The organism is Streptomyces aureocirculatus (assembly GCF_000720475.1).
GTDB classification, from domain to species: Bacteria; Actinomycetota; Actinomycetes; order Streptomycetales; family Streptomycetaceae; genus Streptomyces; species Streptomyces aureocirculatus.
Genome location: NZ_JOAP01000022.1, coordinates 1 through 22,559 on the forward strand (window position 1 = coordinate 1; position 22,559 = coordinate 22,559).

Below are 22,559 nucleotides of genomic sequence, written 5' to 3' on the forward strand. Positions count from 1 at the left end.
GCCTGACGGCTCTTCAGTTGGCCTGGCGGCCAACTACGGGCCTGACGGCCCGTAAGGTGACGCGTCGTCATGCCTGGCGGCATGACTGTGTGTTGGCTGGGTTGGCCCTGACGGGCTAAACGGGAACAGACAGGGCGGGGCCTGGCGGCCCCGCCGTCGTGTGTTTCGGGCGTCATGCCTGGCGGCATGACGGTGGGGTTCGGGGTGGTTGGGGTGCCCTGCCCTGCCGGGCAGGGGTTGGTTGTGTGTCGGCGCCTGCGGCGCCGTGATGTCGTAAGGGTTTGTTGGACAGTTATCCGGTTCCTCTCCCCCCTTGGTGTGCCGAGGCTGGATGCCTTGGCCCTGACGGGCCACCAGAAGCGAGGAGGCGGGGCTTTATCGCTCGGGCGGCATGCCTGCCGGCATGTCCGGTTTCTTGTGGTGCCCCGCTGTCGCGGGGCCCATCTTCGTTGGTTTTCCGAGCCGTTGTCAGACCGGGCGTGTAGGTTCCCGGAGTTGTTAGCCCGTCTGGAATGGCCCCGAATACCACTGGTGGGGCGTAGAGGGGTGGTGAGCTGTGCCTGTTAGTCAACATGTTGCCGCTCGGAGGATCATTACCGCTGCTCTGCGGGCCGGTGCGGCGTGGATCAACCGAGTTGAGGAGCCTCGTGCGTGGCGGGAGTAGTCGCGTATGCACGGGGTGCTCTTGTCGAGTCTGCCGGTGGGAGCCGGTCCTTCGACGCCTGCCGAGATGATCGATTTGCTGCCGGTGCGCTTGCGGGAGTGGGTGCCTTTGGCCTGGGACGAACTGCCTTCGTCGATGGGGGATTTGGTTGTCCTGACGGACAACGGTGGGCTGACCGAGGAGGCTTTCGAAGCGGGGATGAATTATCTGGAGGCCTTGTACGGGGACGACGGATACTTCGATCTCGGTGGGGCGTGGCTTCCGGCGTGGGTTCGGCAGACGGCTGAGCAGACGGAGCGGGCTGCGTTTCGGCATATCCGCTCCGGCGGGCAGGCCGGCTATGTGGCGGCGCGGACCATGCTGACCGAGGTGCCGTACGGCACGGAGCGGGCGTTGGTCGAGGGGAGTACTCGCGGCGTGGCGCGACACGGATGGATGTGTATCAGCCTGTTCCCTCGGACCGTGTGTGGGTGGGGGCGTCGTCGTGGTTCTGGCCGTGTCCGCAGTGCCGGTATCCGATGGTGCTGCGGGGTGGGCAGTTGCGGTGTGAGTACCCGCCGCATCAGAGCCGGTTCGGGCTTGTTCCGCGCGGTGGAAGGCGGGGTGGGCCGCCTGTGTTGACCGGTGGGCGGGGCCGGTTGGCGACGGCTGCGGAGCCGGCGGAGGGCTTGTTGTGCCTGGACTGGGGGGTGTGGCGGTATATCACCTGCCCCGGGCTGAGTGAGGTGGGCTTGATGCAGTGGCTGGAGAAGCAGGAGGGGGTGCGGGTCGAACGCTGGGAGAACTTGGACGAGTGGGATGTCGGCGTCTATCTGGCGGACGGGCATCACTGGCGGGTGGACGTCAAGGACCACCAGGACGCGCAGACGATCATCGACCGGCCTCCTGCCGGGGAGACGGTGGTCGTGCCCAACTACCGGCGCAGCCAGGTCAATCAGCTGCAGTCCGGGCTCGATGAGCTGCGGACTGCTGACGGGCGGCGCTACAGCGTGTTCACGGTCAGCCGGTTCAAGGCGGCCGTAAGCCGGCGGTTGAAGGGGATGGGTGCATGACGTCGCCGAAGAGTGCGAGGTACTCCGTCAGCGTGCCGCTGACGCTGCGTGCGGCGGTCCTGCTGGCCGCGCGGGTGTTCCCCAACCGGGCGGTGGAGGAGCAGGCGGCGTGGCGGCTTGTGGTGGATCTTGCTGATGCGCACTTCCTGGCCACGGGGCAGATGCATCTGTGGGATGGCTGGTCTGCGCTGGCGCTGCCTGATCAGGTACGGATCACACGGATGCTGCGGCAACGGCCGGCTGTCCTTGCCCATCATTCGGTGTTTGTCGCGGAGACGGCAGCGGTCCTGGACAGCGGTGAGGCGGTCGAGTTCGCCCCGGCCGACGGCCAAGAGCAGGTGCTGGTCCTGCCCGTCGGCGACGAGGAAGCCCTCATCGATGCTTTGCTGGACGAGCTCGAGGACAACGCGGCCAAGGGGCAGTTGCTGCCCAAGCCTGCTCCTCCCGGCTCCTACGTCAGCGACCTGAGGATTAGGATCCGCTCAGCCCATCCGGCCGGGTGGTGGACGTCTTCTACGATCTCGACTACCAAGGGTCCCCTGCTCCCAGCGTGGTGCAGGAGCTGGGCGACGCCCCGGTCGAGGACGAGGTGGTGATCCCCTTCGCCGACTTGGACGAGATCGCGGGCCGGCTCGATGAGTTGCGCCGGCAGGACTACCGGCGCAAGGCGGTCGCGGACATCAGGCAGCATACCCGCGGCCGCGACGGCACGGATGTCGGCGAGCTGCTGCGTGTCCAGGCCGGGCCGCTGCGGGTCTTCCACGCTCCCACCGGCATGGGTAAGAACGTCCTGAGTGAACTCATCGCGGTGTGGTGCGCCCAGCAGGGCCGGGTGATCTCGCTGGTCGTTCCGCAGAGTGCGCAGGTCCTGGCCACGGTGTACCGGCTGCGGCAGGATCTGACCGACCTGGGGGTCTCCGCGCGGGTGACGCCGGTCGTCTCCCCCGCCTCCATGATGGAATTGGCCGAGCAGACGGCCAGTAACCCGCATGATGATGCGGACTTTCGGACCTGGGTGTACCGGGAGATGTCCTACATCTGTCCTCTGACCGGGCATGCCACCACCTCTTCCGAAGCGGTGGACGCGTGGACGCCGGGCCAGGAGCCGTGCGACCAGCTCAAGCCCAACGGGCCGAAAGCAGACAAGACCCTGGCCTGCCCGTGGCGCGGCGGCTGTGGGAAGTTCCGTCATCACCGAGCCGCGGCGTCGGCGGACATCCTCGTCACCAACCATGCGAACTTCCTCACCGGGCACATCCACGCGCCGATGAGGGGACGGCCTGCCCCGGGGCGGCGTATGACCACCGAGCAGCTTCTGCTGCACCGCAGTCATCTGGTCATCATCGACGAGGCCGATGCCTTGCAGGCACAGGCCTTCGATCAGGCCGCCCGTCAGGTGCTGCTGGCCCAGGACGGTGCGGAGCGCACTCCGGTACGCGAGCTCGACAGCCAGTTCCGGCGGCACTGTCACCGGCTGCCGATGAGCCTTGAGCAGTACCTGCGGCCGCTGATCAACCATCTGGTGTGGCTGGCCGAGTCCTACGTGTCCCATCTGGTTGGCGGGGTCATCCATCCCGACCGGGAACGGCGCAGCATGGTGGTGCCGCGGCGTTGGGATGGGATGTTCGCCTCTCGGATCTTCGGGCTGGAGGATGGGGAGCGGCCCACTGAGCAGCAGATGCAGGCGGTCAACCAGCTCTACAAGCGGGAGGGGCCGCTGGAGTTGGCCGATGAGGTCGAGGGGCTGGCCGAGCTGCGGGAGCTGTTGTCGTCGGTCACTGATCTGGCCGGCGGGTCGGACCGGCTCACGCACGCCACTTTGAAGCGCATCGGGGAAGCGTTTGCGGCGATCACCGGGGATTCGGACGGGAAGCGGCTGTCGTCGCTGGCGCTGCTGGCGGCCCGGCGTGCGTATCTGGAGGAGATGCGGAGCATCCTGCACCGCATCGTCGGTGTGGCGGCGCCGTTGCAGGGGGCGGGGATCTCCGCCGGCAACGGTCTGGTGGACGCGCTGGCCTCGCACGTGCCGTGGCGGGCTGCCCCCTACGGTCCTTTGGGGCGTGCGCTGTTCGCGTTCTCCGAGACGTTCGATCCTGCCGACCGGCATCTGACGGCGCTGCGGCTGAAGTCCTTTGTCGGGGATCCGCACGCTCACCTTGCCTATGTGGGCGAGGTGACCGCGCTTGCCCATACCGGTACTCGCCGGGCGGTGATCGGGATGTCCGCCACGGCGTTCATGCCGTATGCGCCGCGTCATCACCTCCTGCCGGAGCCGGCCTGGTACGTGCCGGACGACGTCAATGGAAGCCTCACGGTCGAGCTGCAGGCCGGCCAGGACGACGGGGCGGGCATCGTGGTGTCCGGCACCGACGGAGTGAACCGGGAGCGCGCCTATACGGCCATGGGGCGCAGCGTCGGCCAGGACCTTCCCGCACAGCTCGACGCGGTGGCCGCTGATGCGGCCACCGCGCACCGTGCGTATGCACTGCTCGCGCCGACCGCCTACGACGCCGGTCCGTCGCTCGCCCGCGGCATGATCGACGTGGGGGTCGTGGCATCGGAGATCTGTGTGGCGGTGCGGCCGCAGGAGCTGGCTGCGCTGGAGCGGATGCCGCCCGGCTGGGTACCCATCGCCAGCAACCGGCTCGAGCAGTTCCCTCATGCCGTGGGTCACGGCCGGTGCCGGTACCTGATCGCGCCCATGGCACGGGTCGAGCGGGGTCTGAACATCGTCGACCGAGACGGGCGCTCCCTGCTGCATGTGGCCTGTCTGGTGAACCGGCCCATTCCGGTGATGGAGGACCCGCCGGTGCTGCTGTCCCTGGTCAACTCCCTCGCCTACCGGCGGCGGCGGCCGGGTCCGGAGCCCGCGGCGGAGCTGGAGCGGCTGCGGATCGTGGCGGGGCAGATCTTCGATGACATCCGCAGCGGGCAGGGCTACTTCAAGTCGCTGGGCGAGGACATCAAACTCGCCGTGGTGGGGATCACGGGCGGCTGCGGCTGCTGGACGCCGCCTTCACCCAGACCGCCGCCGACTCCACGCTGCCCGCCCTCCTTGCGCAGTTGCGCGGGAAATGGCAGGCCGAGGACCACATGCCCCTGATCGACGCTGTCTACCGCACCACCATGACCGATGCCCTGCTGGGGCTGACGGAGCACTCCCCCACCGGATATGCGGAAGAGGAGATGGGCGAATGATGAGTGACGAGCGCGGCCGCCTGTTCACCCTGTCCTTCCCGCTGGATGACCGGCTGCTGGGCACGGTGCACGTCTATCCGCAGGACGAGGCGTTCACACCGATCTGGCGGCGGCTGCCCAGGCCGCGGGGCAAGGACGCGGTGCAGCCGGTCGCGTCCCTGCAGACGGCGGCGCGTGCCGTGACTGGTGAGCGGCTGGTGTTCACCAACCCCGATCGGCCCGCCAGGACCGGGCAGTGGGCCGGTCGGAGCGTGATCGTCACGCCCGGGGCGCTGGACGGGGCCGTGGTGCGCACGCTGATGCGGGAGTGGGAGACGCGGCTGGAGGGGCATGAGGACCGTGACACCCTCGCCGCCCTGCTGCGGTTGTCCGACGACGGTCCCCAGCCGCTCGGTTCGCTCCTGCACCGCGACGCCGTGGGGCGGATCACCGGTCCCCGCTGGGCGTTTCGGGTGGCCGGGTGGCGGCTGGCGGGCATGCTGGCCGCCGAGCCGCTGCTGCTCGACGAGTCGCTGCCTGCGCTGCGGTTTCATCTCGACAGTGAGGGCGACCTGCTGGCGTGGCAGGCCCCGCTGGTCCACGAGCGGACGTGGATCGACGAGGAGAGCGGCAAACGTCGGCGCATTGCTGGCTACGCCATGGAGCGCATCCACATCGAGGTCGAACCCTCCCCCGGCGGAAAGAGGCTCATCGCGCATCTGTCGGCACGTATCTCGCGCGTCGCCACCCATTACAAGGGCATCCGCAACGTCCTGCTTCGTCATCCCGTCAATCCGGACATCATCCTCAAGGTCCCGATCAGCACACGGTGGGAGAAGGGTCCGAACGGGTTCATGCAGCCCGCAGCCGTCCGCTACCGCGGGGCGACGGCACAGATCGTCGAGGCCTGCGGCGTTGGCCGCCTACCCCAGCCGCCCCTGACGGGGCTGGATGAGCTGGCAGAGGTGCGCGGGGTGCACCGCACGGGCAAGTATCCGATCGACAAGGGCGTTGGGGCGATGTTCCACGCCCGGCTCGAGGAACACGCCGGGCAGGTCCTCGGTCAGGAGCCTGTCGTTTACACCGGGACATCCATCAAGATCAGCAAGCCGGGTGAGAGCCTGCCGCCCTACGTGCCGGCCGGCAAGGTGGCCGCCGCCATGGCAGGCGCCCGTCTCGATGCGGTACGCACCGTCGTGCTGTACGAATCCGGGGACTGGCGTACGCGGGTGATGGGGCGGCTGGCCCGCGACTACGCGCGGCCCGAGCTGGCCGATCTGCCCGACGAGCAGCCAGTGGTCCTGGCGCCCGGGTACGAGCTCGTGGCGGTGCGGCTGCCCGAACTGGTCCGTCATGGGAGCCACGACCGCAGTCTGATTCTCAACACGCTGCCCTGGTTCAAGCCTGGTGCCGGGCGGGCGCTGGTCACGGCTCTATGCGAGACGCGCTACCCCAGCGAGCAGGAGAAGGAAGCGGGGATGACGGATGCCAAGCACGCGCTTAAGGGGCTCTTCGCCGAGCGTGGCATCTCCTCGCAGTTCATCACCATGGACTCCGACCCCGGCGACCCGTACCGGCTGAACACGCCCGAGAAGGTCGCGCGGTCCAGGGCCCTCAAGGCGGGGCTGCCGGAGCCGGACGTCGCCTACAAGGACGACCATGCAGTGCAGATCGCGCTCGGCAGTCTGCACTCCGACTCCGGCATCATCGACAACCGCCTGGCCGCCCCCGCCTTCCACCGCAACGCCAAGGACACGGCTCTGGACCGGGAGGCCGTGGCTGTGGGGCTGTGGACGCGCTACCACCGCTTCGACGAACGTCCCGGCCGCCCCCGTAAACCGGCCGTACTGGCTATCACGCTGGTCGCCATGCGGATCCCGCTGGGCGAGGACGCCTACTGGCCCACCCTCATGTACAGCGACCAGGGCTGGCTTCCTCTGGCCCAGGCACGGGCTCTGCACCATGCCGGTCCCGTCGGTAAGAAGGGTCATCACCTGCGGGAGGACTACAGGGGTCCGGAGAACGTGCGTACCTATGTGGACCGGGCGCTGGCCGCGCTCGGTGACCGGCTTCCGATCATTGTCTTCGCCGAGGAGCGGGAGCGGATCTGGCCCGGGCTGTGCAACGACCGGCTCGGTGACGGCCATGTTCCCGGGCAGAGCCTGATCGCCCAGGGGTGGGATGTGGCGGTCGTGAGGGTCGGCAACGGGCAGGGCACACCGCAGCCGTCACGGCGTACCGGCGGCGGGGGCAAGCTGCCGGTCAACCCGTTGCAGCCGGTCATGCCGGAGAAAATCCTCTACCGCCACGACCACGGGGACGCGGTGTCGTGGCTGTTTTCCGGGCAGGGTGCGGCACCCAGTACACGCGCCGCACCCTGCCCGGCGGGCAGCTGGCCCAGATGGGTGCTCCCTTCCACGCCATGACCCGCACCGAATATGTCACCGCCCGCCACGGCGGCTGGCGTGAGGAGCAGCTGGCCGGTCTTGCCGCGCGGATCTCGGAGCAGGCCGCCATGTGGGACGGGCGGACCAACCTGCCCGCGCCCCTGCATCTGGCGAAGAGTGCTGATGAGAAACACCCCGCTTTCGCCGACCAGGAAGGGCTGAGCGAGTCGGGGCGGTGACGGCGCGCACGGCGGCGCAAGCGCAGCTGATGGGCAGTTGGCTGCTGCCAGGGCCGCCCGGGCTCAAGGTGGGCGGGGCTGCGGCACTGTGCCGTTCCTCCTCACAAGCTGTGTCTGATGCATCAACGCCACTGAGTGCTCAGGTAATCAAGGCTGTGCCTTCATCGGGATGGACTGCGCATCCAGCCGGGCGAGAGCAGGATCGATGACCCTGCCAGATCCAAGTGCTGCTGCGAGGCTCTCCTCTGCCTCGGCGCGTGCTGCTACACCCACGTAGATCAAGATGATCAGTAGAGGGAAGACGAGAAGGAACCAAGGACTCCAACGGATCGCTGTCACGATGCACACCGCGGCCAGGGGACCGAACATCGCTAGGCGGAAATCCCCTTCGGCCTGGAGCCGATCATGCTCCAATGCCGCGGGGCCCGATGCGCCTCGAAGTCGCCAGAGGATCCCGAGGTGGTCTGCTCGCAGCTGCGCGGCCACGTTTTCAACCTCTACGGTGCGGCTGACGGCCCGGTGACGGTCCCAAAGGCTCGCGAGCAGCAGGCTCTCCCAGTCAGCACTTGTCTCGGCGGGGGAATCGAGTGGGGGGTCGGCTATCAACTGCTCGATCACCTTGCCGCGGAAGGCCTCGTCTTCGGAGAGCCTCTCGGCGAGGCGGGTAACAACCAAGTAGACGATCGCGTCCATTGCCCTCTTCTCCCAGTTATGCCAGGAGTTATAGCTCCAACTGGTGTACGCCGTATGGCGTCTCCGACTACGTAGGTAAGGCCCAGACCGAGCTGATTGGCAATCACTCCGACGATGTAGGCGCCGACGCTTACCACGATGCCCACGGCGACGAGTCCGGCCGCATGTGCCAGTCGGTAAACATCGGCGACCAGCCCGGACGCTTGGTCGGGTTCGGGTATGCGATGGCCGATAGCAAGCCACAAGGCAAGTAACCAGGTGTATCCCACTGCAAGAGGGGTGCGAATTTCCCGCACTCCCGGTAACAAGGTGACCAGCATGCAGCAAGTGTGATCGGAATGTACGTGCCCGGAAAGTGCCTGTTCTTGATCCGTGCCCGAGGGTGCCCTGGCCCGTAGCCTCAGCTGGTCACTTGGAGTAGGTCTGTTTCCAGTGTGCTCGGTGGCGGGCTTCTCCTTGTCCGCGTCCGTTGACTTCGGCCAGAGACAGCAGCGGTGTCCCGTTGTTCCACAGGCCAAAGAAGTCACGGTGCAGGGTGAGGATGTGGTGCTTGACCGCGAACGACTCGGCCTGGGGGCTGAAGCGTGTGGTGGCGACGAAGATGGCCACGTCCGCAGCGAAGTGCACCTTGGCTCCCAGCAGATCGCGCACCTCGCAGCTGGCGATCGTCCGGTGGGGTGCGTACCGCTTGCATTGGATCACCATGGTCCGGCCATCGGGCAGCCGGCCGAGCACGTCCGCTCCGTTGTCCCCGCTCCCGCCCACACGGCGCACCTGCGTGCAGCCGTCACGGCGGCATAACTCGGCGACGACTTCCTCGAACTCGGTGCCGGACATCGCGTCGATGGCAGCCAGCGTCCGCTGTCCGGCTGCGATCTCCTCCTGTCGTCTCCAGGCGTTGTCCTTGCTTCGCAGCAGCCGGTCGGTACGCCAGAGCCGCCACACGGTCCAGCCGATTCCCGCGGCGGCGAGTAGGGCGCCGAGGTACAGCAACCACATTGGCTGCAGCAGACCGAGCAGGATCAGCGCGGCGAGCGCTCCTCCTCCTGCTGCTGCCTTGTTCCGGGTGGTGCGTCGTCTGCGCACCGTCTTGCCCTTGCGTTTGGCCGCCACTTCTGCCCCCTCTTGCACCGGCCGGGATGGATTCCTCCCTGCTGTGCAGTGTGGGCATGCGGAGCGATCCCGCCAGGGCGCAGTCAGACCATTGGCTTGAACCTCCCGCCCTTCTGTCGGCCGGGGGTCTGGCTGTTCTCCTCGAGGAGGTGCGTTCGCCTGTTACAGGCCGAGTTCGGCCAGGGCTGCTTGCCTCTGCGGACTGAGGCCGGAGCGGCGGCGGCGCAGGTTGCTCAACCACTGGCCCAGGCGCACGGGGTCGCCTTCGATCTTCTCGATATGCCGTTGCGGGACGTCGAGATGGCCTTCGCGTGCGCGGAAGGCGCGTGCGGCGGCCAGCCCGCGCTGGAAGGCACGCTCGCGCGCCGGCAGGCGGCTCTCCGCCACCGGGGAGGTGGATGTGTCGGGCAGTTCGACCAGCCCCAACTCCGCGAGCAGGGACCTCTGCTCAGGGTGCAGACGATCGGAACGGGCGCGCTGTGACTCAAGCCAGCGCTCTGCCTCGGCGGCAGTCTTGTTGGCTGTCCGGCTCTGGCGGGCGGCGTGGTAGGCCCGTTGCCAGGTGATCGGCCAGGGCGGGTTCCACCACCGGTCCAGGGCGGTGAGGGCGGTGGCGCGCTGCTCGGTGAGGGTCTCGGTGCGCTTGCGCTGGGTGGCCAGCCAGCGGCCGAGGGGGAAGCCGTCGTGGATCTCGTCGACGGGTGCGGCGAGGTGGCCGTGGCGGGCGGCGTACGCGGCGGCGTGGGCCAGTGCCCGGTCGAAGGCCTGCTGGCGAGGGTCCCAGATGATGCCGAGGCGTTCGAGGGCCTGTACGCGTACGGCGTCGAGCGTGCCTTTGGTGTGCAGGTGGCGTTGCCAGGTCAGCCAGCGTCCCAGGGGATAGCCAGTGGGGTCCTCGTAGTTCTGGAGGACGTCGAGGTGGTGGTGGGTGTGGCGGAAGCGGCGGGCCGCGGCGAGGCCGCGGCGCCACTCGGCGCTCTTGGGTGCCAGGACGCGCAGAGACAGGGCGAGGGCGATCTCGTCGGCCTGGGTGGGACGGTCGAAACGCAGCCAGGCTTCGGGGTCCTCGGGGGGCATGGTGGGGCGGTGGGTGCGCGGGTCGGACAGACGGGCGTCGAGGCGGTCGTCGTGGGAGCGCAGTGCCTGGATGGTGCGCCACAGCGGGGTGTAGGCGTCGGCGCCGAGGAGGTCGTCGGGGTCTTCGTCGGGGGTGAGGTAGACGGGGACGACGAGGGTGGCTTTCTTGCCGGCGCCGGGGTGCTGGCGCAGGGCGCGGCCGACGGCCTGGACGGTGTCGACGGGGCTGTTCTTGGGGTCGACGAAGACCACCGCGTCGATGTCGGGCACGTCGATGCCCTCCCCCAGCACGCGGGCGTTGGACAGGACGGCCGGTGTGTCGGGGCTGGTGTGTGAGGTGAATTCGAGCAGGAGGCGGCGGCGGATCTGCGGGGTGTGGCTGCCGCTGACCCAGTCCGCCCACAGCCCCTGGGGGCGCAGGTGTTCGGGAAGTGCGGCGGCTGTCTCCGTCAGGGTGGTGGCGAAGGCGCGGGCGTCGGCGACACGGTGGTGGAAGGTCAGGATGCGGCGCAGCTTGTGGTCGTGGATGGCGCGCAGGGCTGCGACTTGGCGGCCGGCCAGGTGCAGTCCGTCGACACCCGCGCCGGCTCCGGTGGCGAGCCAGTCGCGCAGGTCCGCGTCGGTGACGACGGGGACGAGGATCTGGTAGTCGGCGAGCAGTCCGAGATCGATGGCGTCGGAGAGGTTGAGGTGGTACGCGACGGGGCCGAAGAGGGTTTCGTCGTCCATCGAGGCCACTGCCTCGGTGGCGTCGTCCTGGCTGTCGTCGGGGTCCCAGATGCGGGGGGTGGCGGTCAGGTAGAGGCGGCGGGCGGCGGGGACCTGGTCGTCGTGGTGGACGGCCGCCCAGGCCTTGCCGAGACGGCCGGCCGTGCGGTGGGCCTCGTCGACGACCACCAGTTCCCAGGAAGTCAGGTGGTGGTCGCGGTGAGCGGCGATGACGGCGGGCAGCGAGGCGTAAGTGGCGTAGACGGTGACTGGGCCGGGACTGGACTGCCCGACCAAGGCGGCCAGTTCGGCGGGGTCGGTGGTGAGGGGGATGTCGACGCCGAGCGACTCGTGGTCGAGGGCCTGACGGGCCGAGCACACCGCCACGGCGGTCCCCTTGCGGCCGGCCAGACGCCAGGAACGGATCGTCTGCGACAACAGGTCCAGTGTCGGCAGCAGCACCAGCACACGGCCACGGGGGGCGATGCGGGCGATGGTACGGGCGGCGATGAGGGTCTTGCCGGTGCCGCAGGCCGCGATCACGCTTGCGCGGGCGTGATCGCGGAGCGTGGCGGTCGCGGCGGCGACGGCTTCCTTCTGGTGGGGCCGCAGCTCGATTTCGGAAGCCATGAAGGTGTGCTGCTCCGTGGGGGTCGGCTGGACATTGGGGGGCAATGCGCCCCGCCCTGTCAGGGTGCAGGCTATTCGGCTGCTTCGGTCAGGTGGGCGAGGGTGGATCCGGCGGGGCTTTTACGGACATGCAGGCGGTGGGTGATGCGGCGGCGCAGTTCGGGGACGTGGCTGATGACGCCGACGGTGCGGTCGTGGGCACGCAGGGAGTCCAGGACGTCGAGGACCTTGTGGAGGGTGTCTTCGTCGAGAGTGCCGAAGCCTTCATCGATGAAGAGAGTGTCCAGGGGGTTGCCGCCGGCTTCGTGGGTGACGACGTCGGCCAGGCCGAGGGCGAGGGACAGGGAGGCGAAGAAGGATTCGCCGCCGGAGAGGGTGTCGGTCTTGCGGGGACGGCCGGTCCAGGAGTCGGTGATCTCCAGGCCGAGGCCGGAGCGGGCGCCGTGGGCGGCTTGGTGGTCGGAGTGGCGCAGGGTGTAGCGGCCTTCGGACATGATGTGCAGGCGGGTGTTGGCGGCGGTGACGACTTCTTCAAGCCGAGCTGCCAGGACGTAGGCCTCCAGTTGCATGCGGACCCGGGTGCCCGGTGCGTTGCCGGTGGCCAGGTCGGCGAGGTGGCGGGCGGTGTTGTGGGCCAGTTCGAGTATCTTCAGGCGTTCGACGGCTGTGCCCAGGGTGGTGGCGAGTTCGGTGAGTTCGCTGGTGCGGGTGCGGGCAGTGGTGGCGGTGGTTACGGCCTGGGCGTGCTGATCGTCTGCGGCGGCGCGCCGGGAGGCTGCTGCCACGACGTCGGCGGGCGGCTGAGCGGCTGCATGTTGGAGGGCGGGATCGTCGAGGACGGCTTGATGGGTGGCGCGTGCTTCACGCCACTGGTTGATCTCTTCTTCCAGAGCGTTGAGGTCCTGTTCGCTGAACAGGGCCTCTTCGGCGGCGGCAAGCGTGTTGAAGTCCTGGGAGGTGGCGGCGTCGGTGGCCTCACTGGTGCGGGTGTGCAGGGCCTGGGTGAGGTTGGCGGCGGTACGTGATGCCTCGGCTGCCTGCTCAAGGTGCTCGGCTGTGCGGGTGAGGTCGTCGATACGGGCTGCCAGGGTGGGGGCGGTGCCGCGGGCGGTGTCGAGTTTCCGGGTGAGCTCGGCCTGTTGCCGGGAGAGGGTTTCGTAGGTGGCATTGCGGGCGGACAGGCCGGCGGTGGCAGTACTGTCCTGCTGGGTCATGGCCGTGTGTTCACGGTCCAGCTTGAGGAGTTCTTCTTCGACGATCCCGCGGCCGGCGGCACGCTGAAGGGCGTCGGCGAGTTGCTGGGTAAGTTGGTGGTGTTCAGCCTTGAGAGTGGCCAGCGGGGTGTCACCGGCTTCGCCGGTGGCGCCTGCGGCGTTCTCGCGCAGCTTCTGCAGCTCAGCGGTGACTGCGTCGCGATGGTGCTGGGCTTGCTGGTGGGTTTCCTCCGCAGCCTGCTCGGCTTCGCGGGTGGGGTGTCCGTCGGGAGCCTGGGCGGGGGCCGGGTGGGAGCATGAGCCGCAGACCGAACAGGGTGCGCCGTCGGTGAGGCCAGCAGCGAGTTCGGCGGCCATGCCCTCGGTGCGTCGGCGGCGAATGTCGATGTGGGCCTGGGCGGCCCGTTCGGCTTCCTTCTGCATGGTGGTCAGACGCTGTTCGGCGGTGGTGATCTGCGCGAGGTGGGCGTCGCGGCGTTCCGCGGCTGCCAGGCGGATGCCGAGGGCCTCCATCTGGGCCTGGTGGCCCCTGCTGTCCTCCTCTGCCTGGCGGGCGGTTTCCCGGCGTCCCTCCAGGGCAGCGCGCTGAGGGGCTTCCTGTTCAAGCCAGTCGTGGGCGGTGCGCTGCTGGTTGGTGAAGTCCTGCTGCTCGGCGTCGATGCGCTCGAGGTCAGCGATGAGCTGACGGAGGGTGTCTTCCTCGGGGAGAAGGATGTTCAGCACGGCGATGTCGTCGCGCAGGCTCTGCTCGGCTGTGGCGAGATCGGCGGCCTTGAGCGTGGCGTGTTCGGGGAGCAGTCGGGTGCGGGCGTCGCGTTCGGTGTCCTGGGCGCGAGTGTGGTCGGTGCGGGCGGTGGTGACGGCGTGCAGCAGGGGGGCCAGTTGCTGTGCGCGGCGGGCCTGTTCACGGCGCCGGGCCAGCTCCTGGTGGTGGGGGGTTTGCTCGTTGAGCCGGCCCATGTGCTCGCGGGCGGCGGCGTGAGCGGTCTGCCGTTGGTGCAGTTCGCTGGTGTCGTTCTCCAGTTTTTGGTGGGCGAGCTGGTTTTTTCTTGCTGCTTCGGCGTCGTTGTCGGCTTGGAGGGCGTCGGCCTGGCTTGCCTGAGTGAAGTCGTGGGCCCAGGTCAGGGCGGGGCCGGTCAGCGTGTGGGGATCGTCGGAGGTGGGTGCGTTGTGCTGGGATGCCAGGTGGGGGCCTGTGGCCTGGTGGATGCGGGAGGCAAGGTGGAGAACCTCGTCGCGGGCGGTGTCGCGGTTCTTCTGGACGGTGCGGCTGTGGTCGTTCAGCCAGCGTTCGATGAAGGCGTACCGGTCGGTGCGGAAGAGCTTGCCGAGGAGTTCGCGGCGCTGGGCTGCGGCGGCGTAGAGGAACTTGGTGAACTCGTTCTGGGGCAGGAGGACCACCTGGAAGAACTGGGTCCGGCTCATGCCGAGCAGTTCTTTGATCTCCTTGCCGGCTTCCTGGTGAGACTTGCTGGAGGGTTCCCAGCGGCCCTGGCCGAGGGAGTCGGTCGTCCACCGGCTGAGGCGGGTCTCGGCCTTCTGGAGGGTGTCGGGTCCGTGCCGCTCCGCTTGGGGCGCGTCTGCTGGGGAATGCGGTCGATGAGCAGCCGTCGGCCGGCGACGGTGACGTCGAGGGTGACCTGGGTGAGCAGGTTGTCCGGGGTGTGGTGGCTGCGCAGCATCAGCTCGCGGTCGACGGGGGGTTCGCCGTACAGGGCGAAGCAGATGGCGGTGAACAGGGTGCTCTTGCCGGCGCCGGTGTCACCGTGCAGGAGGAAAAGACCGTCGGCGGTCAGGGCGTCGAAGTCGACGATGTGGATGCCGGCGAAAGGACCGAATGCCTGCAGGGTGAGCTGGTGCAGACGCATCAGACGGTTTCCTTCTGCAGTTCGTTCACGCGGGCGGCGTCGACGGCCTTTTGCAGCAGGGCGTGTTCGTCGGAGGTGGGTGCGGTGCCGCGCAGGTCTGCGATGAAGTCGCAGGCGATGTCGAGTTCGCTGCGGCCCTGGAGGCGCTCAGTGTAGGTGGGGGTGTCGGTGGCCTGGGCGGGGGTGAAGGGACGCTGGTGCTTGAGGCTGAGGGTGTGGGGGAAGCGGCGACGCAGGCGGGCCATGGCTTCGAACGGCAGGGCGGTGTCGGTGAGTGTGACCTCGAGCCAGGCGTCTTTGAGGGGTTCGTGGGCGGGGTCGGTGAGGAGGTCGTCGATGAGGCCTTCGATGCGTTCCAGGCGGTGGGGCTTCGGGCAGGGCAGCCGCTTGAGAGCGGGGGCGGCGCCAGGGGCGGTGAGGTCGACGACGGTGAGGGACTTGGTGTGGGTGGCCTCGGAGAAGGAGTAGGCGAGCGGGGAACCGCTGTAGTGGACTCGGGCGGTGACCTTCTGAGGGCCGTGGAGGTGGCCGAGGGCGACGTAGTCGATGCCGTCGAAAGCGTCCGCGCCGACGTGCGCGACCCCGCCGACGCTGAGGTCGCGTTCGCTGTCGGACTCCTCCATGTTCTGGTCCTTGTTCTGGCCGGTGCCGGGGGTGACGAAGGCATGGGCGATGACTACGCAACGGGTACCGGCCGGCTGTCGGCTGGCGAGGTCGGCGTGGACCCTGTTCAGAGCAGCAGTGAGCACCGCGTGGTGGGAGGCCGCTTCCGCCTCCAGCTGGGTGCGGACCATCTACGGCTCGAGGTAGGGGATGCCATACACGGCGACCGGTCCGTTGGCGTCTTCGAGGAGAACGGGGACGTCGCAGGTGGCCGGGTCGGTACGCAGATGGATCCCGGCACGGGCGAAGAGGCCGGATCCGAGGCCGAGGCGGTGCGCGGAGTCGTGGTTTCCGCTGATCATGATGATCGGCACGTCGAGGTCGGCGAGCTGGTGCAGGGCGCGGTTGAACAGGCGCACGGCGTCCAGGCTCGGGATGGCCCTGTCGTAGATGTCGCCTGCCACGAGGATCGCGTCGACGTCCTCACTGCGGGCGGTGTCGACCAGGTGGTCGAAGAAGGCTTCCTGGGCGGGGATCAAGTCTTCAGTGTGGAACCGGCGGCCCAGGTGCCAGTCCGAAGTGTGCAGAAACCGCATGAGCACAGACGGTAACCACAGGGAGAGCAGTTACGGGCGGTTTTACTGATAAACGGCCGTCACAACGGAAGCCGGGACGCGACGTGCCACGTGGGGTTTTCAGCATTTTTGTCCCGACAGGCGAAGTCTCGTGCCAGGGAAGCACGTTCGTGTCTGAGTGATGCCATGTAATGGGCAGACTGCAAGTACAAGGCGTGTAAGATGTCCGCGCGGTGCCCCGTGCCAGCCGACCAGCGAGGCCATCGACTGCGCCACGGCGGGAGCCGAGGTGGCAGACAACCGGCCTTCGACCGCGAGACTACAAACAGCGCAACAAGTGCACCCGAACGCCACAGCCTCACCCGCGACGACCTGCACAATCTCCCCGAGCTGGCATGCGAACCCACCTGGGCCGGCCGGGCCACAGCGCCCGGCCGGAAAACCCAGCCCGTCGTCGCCGGCCTCACCGGCTCCCGCACGACCAGCAGCCAAGGCCGAGCAGCAGGCCCTCGCAAGAGCCCCTGCCGGATGGACCGCCAGGCTGGTGGAGGAAACAGCCGGTAGTCACTGCGGGGTGCTTTGGATGCCGATGACGTCGTAGAGGTGTTGACCGTGGGCCCATTTCTTCAGCTCCGGCCGGCCCACGAGGATGAGCTGATGGTACTGGGCGAAGTCGACGGCGGGTTGGGTGAAGCCGTTGAGTGCGATCATGATCGGAATGTCGGCTCCATGGTGCGGGCGGGCCGTCCCGTTGAACTTCTGCACGTGTCCAGAGCCGACCGGGCTCTGGTACTGCTTGCACTGCAGCACCAGGAGACGGTCCTCATCGTCGCGTGCGGTGACGTCGACACCGAGGTCCCCGGCGCCGCCGACCCGCAGCGGGCGGCGGAATCCGTCACGTGCCAAGAGGTCGGCGCACGCCTGCTCGAAGCCCGTGGCGGTCATCGCCGAGAGCTGCTTCATCTTGAAGGTCAGCACATCCGGCTCGGCCGCATCGTCGGACGGCTCGAACGCATCGTCCGGGGTTACATACGCGGGTGTCCCATGGGATGACAGGAGCGCTCCCAGCAGAAGGAGCATGGCCAGCCCACCGGTCACGATGAATCCGGTCCACCAGGGGTGGTCGGCGATCACGCCCCACAGGTCGACGGTGATCCACTGGCTGACGTCTTCGGTGAGCCACTCCCACAGCATCTTGCCCACGGCCAGCGCCAGGACGACGTACAGCAGGAACTTCAGCGTCGGGTCCAAAGACCCGTCCTCGTCGAACACCACACCCCCATACCGTGCCGGATGACGGACAAGTAGCCGTTGGTCAGGCAGCTCGTTTGAACCGGCTGCTGCGAGAACGCGCGGGCAGATCGAGGAGCTCGTGCAGCGCGGCTCCGTCCTCGGCCCAGCGCCGCAGCCTTTCCCGGTCGACCCAGTGGACGGCATGCCGGTCCCCCCATGCCATGGCGTCGCGGGCGAAGGACCCGTTGGTGACGACGACCGCGTGGTCGGCTCGGTGAGCAGGCCCAGCCGTCCCCTTCACGGCGTACATCACCGACGATCCGACCTTCCCACCGACTCGCGTGTGCTTGGCCTGCACGACGATGCGGCCGCGCCCGGCATGGTCACCGATGACGTCGGCGGCTTGGTCTCCGCTTCCTCCCACCCTCCGTGCTGACCAGCCGTCACGGACCAGCAGGTCGCGTAGCGCGTGCTCGAAGTGCCGGTCGTCCATGGCGTCGAACTCGACGAGCGTGATGTGGAGGGCTGCCAGCCGTGCCCTGTCGCGAAGGCGAACCGCGGCGGTTTGCCTGATCCGCCACCCGGCGACGGCCCCCACCAGCAGGGCCAGGGCGAGAAGTCCCGGCCAGGCATGGGTGAGAACGTCGACAGCCGCAGTGGCCATCCGGGCAGCCATGACGAGTACGGCCAGCGCAATGACAGCCGCTGCGGCTGACTCGCCGGTCCCGTGAGGGCGCCTCAGGCGCCATCCTCCCCTCATCGGTCGGCCGGTGCGCTGACGGCCGGGTTCGGATCCGCCGGCGTCGTGAGCGTGGCCGCCTCGAAGCCGAGCACCTGCCCCCACAGCCAGATGCCCGCCAACAGGCCGGCGATCATCCACCCGCTCATCCGCTTGGCGCTGTTGGGCTTCGGATTGCGGCGGATGTGCCCGCGAGCGTAGTGGAATCCGTCCGGTACCTTCGCCATGCTTCCCCTCCTATCGGCGGCCGCCGGTAGCGGCCCGTCCCCAGGAATCGGTGTAGCAGCGGGCACTGACAGCACATGCCAGCACCGTGACCAGGCAGGACACCATCCAGACAAAGGCACCGGACGACCGGGCGCTTACAGATGCTGATTGGTCTCAGGTACCTGACCTCGCTATATGTGATTTCCCAGGATTCCGTCAGCCGACCGGCGCAGTCCCGGGCCCTGTCCCGTGGCACGCGCGCCGCAGGTATGGTCACCTGCGTAAACGGCCACGGTCGTGCCGGACGGCGGTTTGGTGGGAAATGGCGAAATGCAGCGGCGCACTCAATCGCCGTAACCATGCGCCTCTACCGCTACGTGCCCACGATCCCGCGACGCCGGCGGCGCGGCCCCGCCGACGGCGACGACGGGGCGATGTTGCGGGCGTTCGTGGAAGCCGGCCGCGCCACCATGGGCCCACTCGACATCGGACAGTTCATGGCGACCTATCACCAGACCATGATCCACCAACCAAGATCATTTCTGGTGCTGGAGAAGCGGCGGCGGCGCTGTCCCCTCCCCCGTGTCCTGTTCGTCCTGGACGGCCCCGGACTCGCCGGTGTCGAGAACCGGATCAGCGCCCTGCGCGCGGGAGCCGGGCTGCTGGCACCGTCTCGCTTCCTGCGCGACATCCCCGTCCTTGCTGCACCGCTGGCCGACCTGCTCCAGCACGGCCCGGCGCTTCATCCGCAACGTCCGTCGCGGATACCGCCGCGCTCGCCCTCGCTCTGGCCCGAGTGCTCGACGCCCGCGCCGTGAGCGTCCTCTGGAACACCTCCGCCCAGCGTGTCGAGTGCGACAACCGGCACGACCGGCGTGACCTGGTGCGACAGTCCCGGCTGGCGGCGCGCCGCGCACGGCACCTACGGGCACCTCGACCGGGGCGTCCGTGAGCCGATGTCTACAGGTGCCCGCCCCCTGCCCGCGGTGACCCTGACGGTGGCAGGGTGCCGGCAGGGTGATCATCAATCCAGGACAGGCCGCCGATGTCGAGGCGGTGGCGGGTGCGGGTGACGGCGACGTAGGCGAGGCGGGCTTCGCCGTCGTCGATCGGGCCGGGTACCGCGCGGCCGGTGTCGTCCATCTGGTCGCTGTCCTTGGGCGGGGTGAAGTCGTCGGCGATTTTCACCCGCGGCCATTCGCGGCCCTTGGCCTTGTGGGCGGTGGAGACGGTGACGCCGGCCTGTTGTTCGGGGACGAGTTGAGCGACAGCGCTGAGAATGGCGTCGGTGCCGTGGGTGTCGACGAGGTCGACCAGCGGCTGCAGGTCCCGTCCGGCGGGGTCGTGGGCGGCGTAGTCCTGCAGCTCGCCCCAGGAGGGAAAGAGGATCAGTTCGGGATGGGTGGTGCGGCGGCCTTCCTTCAGGTCGTGGGCGGCCAGGGCCAGGGCGCGCAGGCTGCCTCCTCCTCCGACTAGGGCCACCCGGTATCCGGTCGCCAGCAGTTCCATGACCTGGGCCATGGCGCCGACGTTAGTACGGCACAGCACGGCATCGGGCCGGTCGAGGGGACCGAGTTCGGTGGGCACGCTCTCGGTGCCGGTCAGGCGGATGGGGACCTCGGCGATGGTCAGCCAGCGGTTGGCTTCTTCGGCGAGCCGGGGGCCGAAGCGGAAGGACTGGGAGAGGGCGAGCTGAGTGCCGTCGAAGCCGGTCATGATGTCTTTGGCGCCGCGCCAGTGGTAGATGGCCTGGGCGGAGTCGCCGACCATGACCAGCTGGGCGTGGCCGCGCTGGTCGAGGAAGATTTGTTCGACGACGGGGTTGGTGTCCTGGGCCTCGTCCAGGAGCAGAAAGTCGGTGTCGATCTTCGGACTCGTGAGGGCCCAGATTTTCAGGTACTGGTCGTGGTCGAAGCGGACCGCGCCCTCGTCCGGGTGCTGGAGGTCGGCCCAGACCTTGCGGGCAAAGGGGACGATGTGGTCGGCGAGTTGGGCGTGCAGGGTGCTGTCTTCGAGGCCGCGCAGATGCGGGACGTGGTGGCGGGTGATCGTCGGGTCGGCGGTGTGGCAGAAACGGGCCACGGTGCGCAGCGCGGCATTGGAGAGGGTCTTCTGTGACAGGTCGCGCTCGCCGATGCGGATGGCCTTGGTGATGCCGAGGGCGTGTCCGGTCTGCCAGGCGGGGCGGCGGGGGGCGTTCAGGCGGCGAGTGTAGCGGTGGCCGACGGCTGCGTAGGCCAGGGCGTGGGCGGTCTTGCAGCTGACGGTGGACGGGAAGCGGGAGCGCGCGTCCTGGGCGATGGCCCGGTTTAGGCGAGGTAGCGTCCGCGGCGCGCGGTGGCGTGGGCGAGCTGGGCCAGGGTGGTGGTCTTGCCGGTGCCTGCCCCGGCCTGGAGAGCCAGGTGATGGCCTGCGTGGAAAGCGTCGGCCGCTGCCTGCTGTTCGTCGGTGGGGTTCAGCATCGCGCGACTCCAGGGATGTGAGTGAGGGCGCGCCCGATGGCTGCCAGGAGGTGAGGAGCGGTGGCGTGGGCGAGCAGGTGGCGGACTGCCTGGTCGAGGCGATCGGCCGCCTCGCTGGCGTGCCGGGCGAGGGCCCAGAGAAGGACCATCTGCAAGAAGAGCGGGAGCGGTTGTCCAGCTTTGTCGGCGGCGGCCTTCAGAGCGGTGTGGGTGGCGGGCTGGAAGGCGACGTTGAGGAGGATCTCGCCGTCCGCGTCGGGGTAGTGCGTGGTGATCACGTCGATAGGCAGCCGTCCGCCGATCTGGCGGCGCAGCCGGGTAAGGGCCTTCCCCGGGGTCTTGGCGCGCACCAGGGCCAGGAGATGGGTGCTGTCGTGGTTGGCCGCGAGCGGCATCGTGCGGGTGGCTTGGTGAAGTTCGGCCGGGGTAAGGGGCCGGGTCAGGGTGACGTCCAGGGCGTGGTGCGGCATCGTCACGCCTTCCCGCGCCGGTCGGGCGTGGCGTGCGGCAGGCGGGTGTGGATGTGTACCGCGTGCAGGAGGGGGTCGAAGACCTGCCACCCGGCCAAAGCGAGATCGGCGGCGCCCGGGGTCGCGGCGTGGTCCGGGCAGCGCTGGGTGCGCCAGCGCAGCTGCTCGGCGTACGGCAGGCGGCTGAGGTCGTAGACGGCCATCAGGGCGGCGGGCAGGGCGAGTTGGCCGCGTTGCGGACTTGTGGGCAGAAGGGTCCACACGCCTTGAGGGGCGTTGGGCGGGAGCACGGGCTGCGGGCAGCGGTGTCGGTGTCGGGTCTGGGCCACACACCGGATGTCCTCGATGGGGGTCTGAGCGAGGTAGCGGCCCAGCAGCAGCTGCACGACGGGACGGCCCCGGCTGGAGGGGGGTTCACCGGCGGGTGTGGGCGCGGCCGGGGTGAAGGTGCCGGTGTCGATCAGGCGGCGGGAGCGGACGGCGAGCCGGCGACGCATCTCCTCGACGGCTGGGGTCAGCCGGTCGGTTGGGGTGCGGCGAGGGCAGAGCACCCTGTGCAGGATGTGGCACCAGGCGCTGCCGTCGCCGTGCGGGTGGGCGATACCGCGGCTCACGTGCCAGCGGCAGGAAGCAGGCACCTGGGCGGTGGCCAGCTCCGCGGGGTGCAGGGCGATGGGCCGCTGGTCGGCGCGCTGGTAGAAGTCGATGCGGTTGCCGCACAGGCGGCAGCGGCCGCTCTGGCCGGCGCGCACCAGGCGGCTGGGGCTGGTGGCGGCCACCCGCAGCGGACGGCGCGTCGGTGTGGTGCGGGGGCTGCCGTCCCAGTGGCGGGCGGCGCAGGCGGGGTGAGGGCTCATGGCGGTGAACGTGCCAGGCCGCACGCCGCCAAGCCGGTGCGGCAACACCCGTTGTCCAGCGAATGGCGCACTACAGGGGAACGCGCATACGGAAGCAGGAACACCTGCCCGATGCCCGGTCACCGTTTCGGGTGATGTCGCGCCGCGGCGGCGGTGGTTCCCGGTGGGCGGGTCAGGGTTGCGGCGTGCCGGACGGGGCGTGGTCGGAGCACAGCGCCCCAAGGAGCTGTTCGATGGGGACATCGAAGGCGTGGGCGATGGCATGCCAGGTGGTGACGCTACCAGTGGTGCGGCCGTGTTCCAGGTCGATGAGGGTGCGGCGGGCCAGGCCGCTGCGGCCGGCGAGTTCGTCGAAGGTCCAGCCGCGCTCGCCCCTGAGCCGCGCGAGTTCGACGCGCAGCGCGAGGAGGTCGGGATCGGGCGGCAAGATCGTCACCCCACCATCCGACGGTGCAGAACCCTGCCCTGTCAGTGCAGACCTCTGCACTATTTGCTAGGGAAGGGGTGACATTCACAGTGCAGGGACCAGCGCTACGGTGCGGCCTGCTCCCGCTCCTGCCGAGTGGGGTGCGGGAGTTCAGCGGCACGGAT

At 68.9% G+C, this 22,559-nt stretch carries 16 protein-coding genes and 3 pseudogenes; 6 read left to right on the plus strand and 13 right to left on the minus strand.

Going from position 1 to position 22,559, the window contains the following annotated elements; all coding sequences use genetic code 11:
- Positions 1-730 precede the first annotated feature (730 nt).
- The 5 genes and pseudogenes from IG78_RS51425 to IG78_RS42355 all read left to right on the plus strand — a co-directional run bounded on the left by IG78_RS51425 (position 731) and on the right by IG78_RS42355 (position 7,519).
- Positions 731-1,285, plus strand: coding sequence for a pPIWI_RE_Y domain-containing protein (locus tag IG78_RS51425; protein WP_249926121.1), 555 nt, complete (start codon positions 731-733; stop codon positions 1,283-1,285).
- Between the two features lie 113 nt (positions 1,286-1,398).
- Positions 1,399-1,716, plus strand: coding sequence for a restriction endonuclease-related protein (locus tag IG78_RS51430; RefSeq protein ID WP_249926122.1), 318 nt, complete (start codon positions 1,399-1,401; stop codon positions 1,714-1,716).
- Positions 1,717-1,748: 32 nt separating this feature from the next.
- The gene (locus IG78_RS51435; RefSeq protein WP_225882133.1) at positions 1,749-2,312 is read left to right on the plus strand and encodes a hypothetical protein; all 564 of its coding nucleotides are present in this window, start codon (positions 1,749-1,751) and stop codon (positions 2,310-2,312) included.
- The gene (locus IG78_RS42350; protein ID WP_078965302.1) at positions 2,267-4,819 is read left to right on the plus strand and encodes a DEAD/DEAH box helicase family protein; all 2,553 of its coding nucleotides are present in this window, start codon (positions 2,267-2,269) and stop codon (positions 4,817-4,819) included. Before IG78_RS51435 ends, IG78_RS42350 begins: the two co-directional genes overlap by 46 nt.
- 94 nt (positions 4,820-4,913) lie before the next feature.
- A pseudogene (locus tag IG78_RS42355) lies at positions 4,914-7,519 on the plus strand (RNaseH domain-containing protein).
- Between the two features lie 147 nt (positions 7,520-7,666).
- Here IG78_RS42355 and IG78_RS0120755 read toward each other — a convergent pair.
- The 9 genes and pseudogenes from IG78_RS0120755 to IG78_RS0120790 all read right to left on the minus strand — a co-directional run bounded on the left by IG78_RS0120755 (position 7,667) and on the right by IG78_RS0120790 (position 18,199).
- Positions 7,667-8,212 carry a hypothetical protein gene (locus tag IG78_RS0120755; RefSeq protein ID WP_030565425.1) on the minus strand — a complete coding sequence of 182 codons (546 nt, stop codon included), beginning with the start codon at positions 8,210-8,212 and terminating at the stop codon, positions 7,667-7,669.
- A 408-nt stretch (positions 8,213-8,620) separates the two neighbouring features.
- Positions 8,621-9,325, minus strand: a complete 705-nt coding sequence (locus IG78_RS50190; protein WP_037685790.1) for a restriction endonuclease — start codon at positions 9,323-9,325, stop codon at positions 8,621-8,623.
- 162 nt (positions 9,326-9,487) lie between these two features.
- The gene (locus tag IG78_RS0120765) at positions 9,488-11,740 is read right to left on the minus strand and encodes a DEAD/DEAH box helicase (RefSeq protein ID WP_030565429.1); all 2,253 of its coding nucleotides are present in this window, start codon (positions 11,738-11,740) and stop codon (positions 9,488-9,490) included.
- Positions 11,741-11,811: 71 nt separating this feature from the next.
- Positions 11,812-14,379 carry an SbcC/MukB-like Walker B domain-containing protein gene (locus IG78_RS42360; protein ID WP_225882134.1) on the minus strand — a complete coding sequence of 856 codons (2,568 nt, stop codon included), beginning with the start codon at positions 14,377-14,379 and terminating at the stop codon, positions 11,812-11,814.
- Complete coding sequence (locus IG78_RS51440) at positions 14,376-14,822, minus strand: AAA family ATPase (protein ID WP_225882135.1); 447 nt, start codon at positions 14,820-14,822, stop codon at positions 14,376-14,378. Before IG78_RS51440 ends, IG78_RS42360 begins: the two co-directional genes overlap by 4 nt.
- Positions 14,822-16,021 (minus strand): annotated as a pseudogene (locus IG78_RS42365) (exonuclease SbcCD subunit D). The gene IG78_RS51440 and the pseudogene IG78_RS42365 overlap by 1 nt, the downstream one beginning before the upstream one ends.
- 543 nt (positions 16,022-16,564) lie before the next feature.
- Positions 16,565-17,272, minus strand: a complete 708-nt coding sequence (locus tag IG78_RS0120780) for a restriction endonuclease (protein WP_030565430.1) — start codon at positions 17,270-17,272, stop codon at positions 16,565-16,567.
- A gap of 43 nt (positions 17,273-17,315) precedes the next feature.
- Entirely contained in the window at positions 17,316-17,993 is a 678-nt protein-coding gene (locus IG78_RS0120785) for a restriction endonuclease (protein WP_030565431.1), read from the minus strand.
- A complete protein-coding gene (locus IG78_RS0120790) occupies positions 17,990-18,199 on the minus strand; it encodes a hypothetical protein (RefSeq protein WP_030565432.1) in 210 nt (69 codons plus the stop codon). Before IG78_RS0120790 ends, IG78_RS0120785 begins: the two co-directional genes overlap by 4 nt.
- A gap of 339 nt (positions 18,200-18,538) precedes the next feature.
- Here IG78_RS0120790 and IG78_RS42370 point away from each other — a divergent pair, with 339 nt between their 5' ends.
- Positions 18,539-18,997, plus strand: coding sequence for a hypothetical protein (locus IG78_RS42370; RefSeq protein WP_030565433.1), 459 nt, complete (start codon positions 18,539-18,541; stop codon positions 18,995-18,997).
- 142 nt (positions 18,998-19,139) lie between these two features.
- Here IG78_RS42370 and IG78_RS42375 read toward each other — a convergent pair.
- The 4 genes and pseudogenes from IG78_RS42375 to IG78_RS0120815 form a co-directional block, all read right to left on the minus strand.
- Positions 19,140-20,638, minus strand: a pseudogene (locus tag IG78_RS42375) (UvrD-helicase domain-containing protein).
- A complete protein-coding gene (locus IG78_RS0120805; RefSeq protein ID WP_318657872.1) occupies positions 20,635-21,111 on the minus strand; it encodes a hypothetical protein in 477 nt (158 codons plus the stop codon). The pseudogene IG78_RS42375 and the gene IG78_RS0120805 overlap by 4 nt, the downstream one beginning before the upstream one ends.
- A gap of 2 nt (positions 21,112-21,113) precedes the next feature.
- Positions 21,114-21,968 (minus strand): DUF6083 domain-containing protein, encoded by an 855-nt coding sequence (locus IG78_RS0120810; protein WP_030565435.1) that lies wholly within the window; start codon positions 21,966-21,968, stop codon positions 21,114-21,116.
- Positions 21,969-22,140: 172 nt separating this feature from the next.
- Positions 22,141-22,404: a helix-turn-helix transcriptional regulator gene (locus IG78_RS0120815; RefSeq protein ID WP_030565437.1), complete on the minus strand. Its 264-nt coding sequence runs from the start codon at positions 22,402-22,404 to the stop codon at positions 22,141-22,143.
- Positions 22,405-22,559 lie beyond the last annotated feature (155 nt).

Excerpts from the sequence above, each read along its gene's own strand:
- IG78_RS51425 (WP_249926121.1), top strand. The coding sequence starts at position 731 with ATGATCGATTTGCTGCCGGTGCGCTTGCGGGAGTGGGTGCCTTTGGCC.
- IG78_RS0120790 (WP_030565432.1), bottom strand. The coding sequence starts at position 18,199 with ATGGCGAAGGTACCGGACGGATTCCACTACGCTCGCGGGCACATCCGC.
- IG78_RS0120765 (WP_030565429.1), bottom strand. The coding sequence starts at position 11,740 with ATGGCTTCCGAAATCGAGCTGCGGCCCCACCAGAAGGAAGCCGTCGCC.
- IG78_RS0120785 (WP_030565431.1), bottom strand. The coding sequence starts at position 17,993 with ATGAGGGGAGGATGGCGCCTGAGGCGCCCTCACGGGACCGGCGAGTCA.
- IG78_RS51430 (WP_249926122.1), top strand. The coding sequence starts at position 1,399 with ATGCAGTGGCTGGAGAAGCAGGAGGGGGTGCGGGTCGAACGCTGGGAG.
- IG78_RS42370 (WP_030565433.1), top strand. The coding sequence starts at position 18,539 with ATGCGCCTCTACCGCTACGTGCCCACGATCCCGCGACGCCGGCGGCGC.
- IG78_RS0120810 (WP_030565435.1), bottom strand. The coding sequence starts at position 21,968 with ATGAGCCCTCACCCCGCCTGCGCCGCCCGCCACTGGGACGGCAGCCCC.
- IG78_RS51440 (WP_225882135.1), bottom strand. The coding sequence starts at position 14,822 with ATGCGTCTGCACCAGCTCACCCTGCAGGCATTCGGTCCTTTCGCCGGC.
- IG78_RS0120755 (WP_030565425.1), bottom strand. The coding sequence starts at position 8,212 with ATGGACGCGATCGTCTACTTGGTTGTTACCCGCCTCGCCGAGAGGCTC.
- IG78_RS0120805 (WP_318657872.1), bottom strand. The coding sequence starts at position 21,111 with ATGCCGCACCACGCCCTGGACGTCACCCTGACCCGGCCCCTTACCCCG.
- IG78_RS42360 (WP_225882134.1), bottom strand. The coding sequence starts at position 14,379 with ATGAGCCGGACCCAGTTCTTCCAGGTGGTCCTCCTGCCCCAGAACGAG.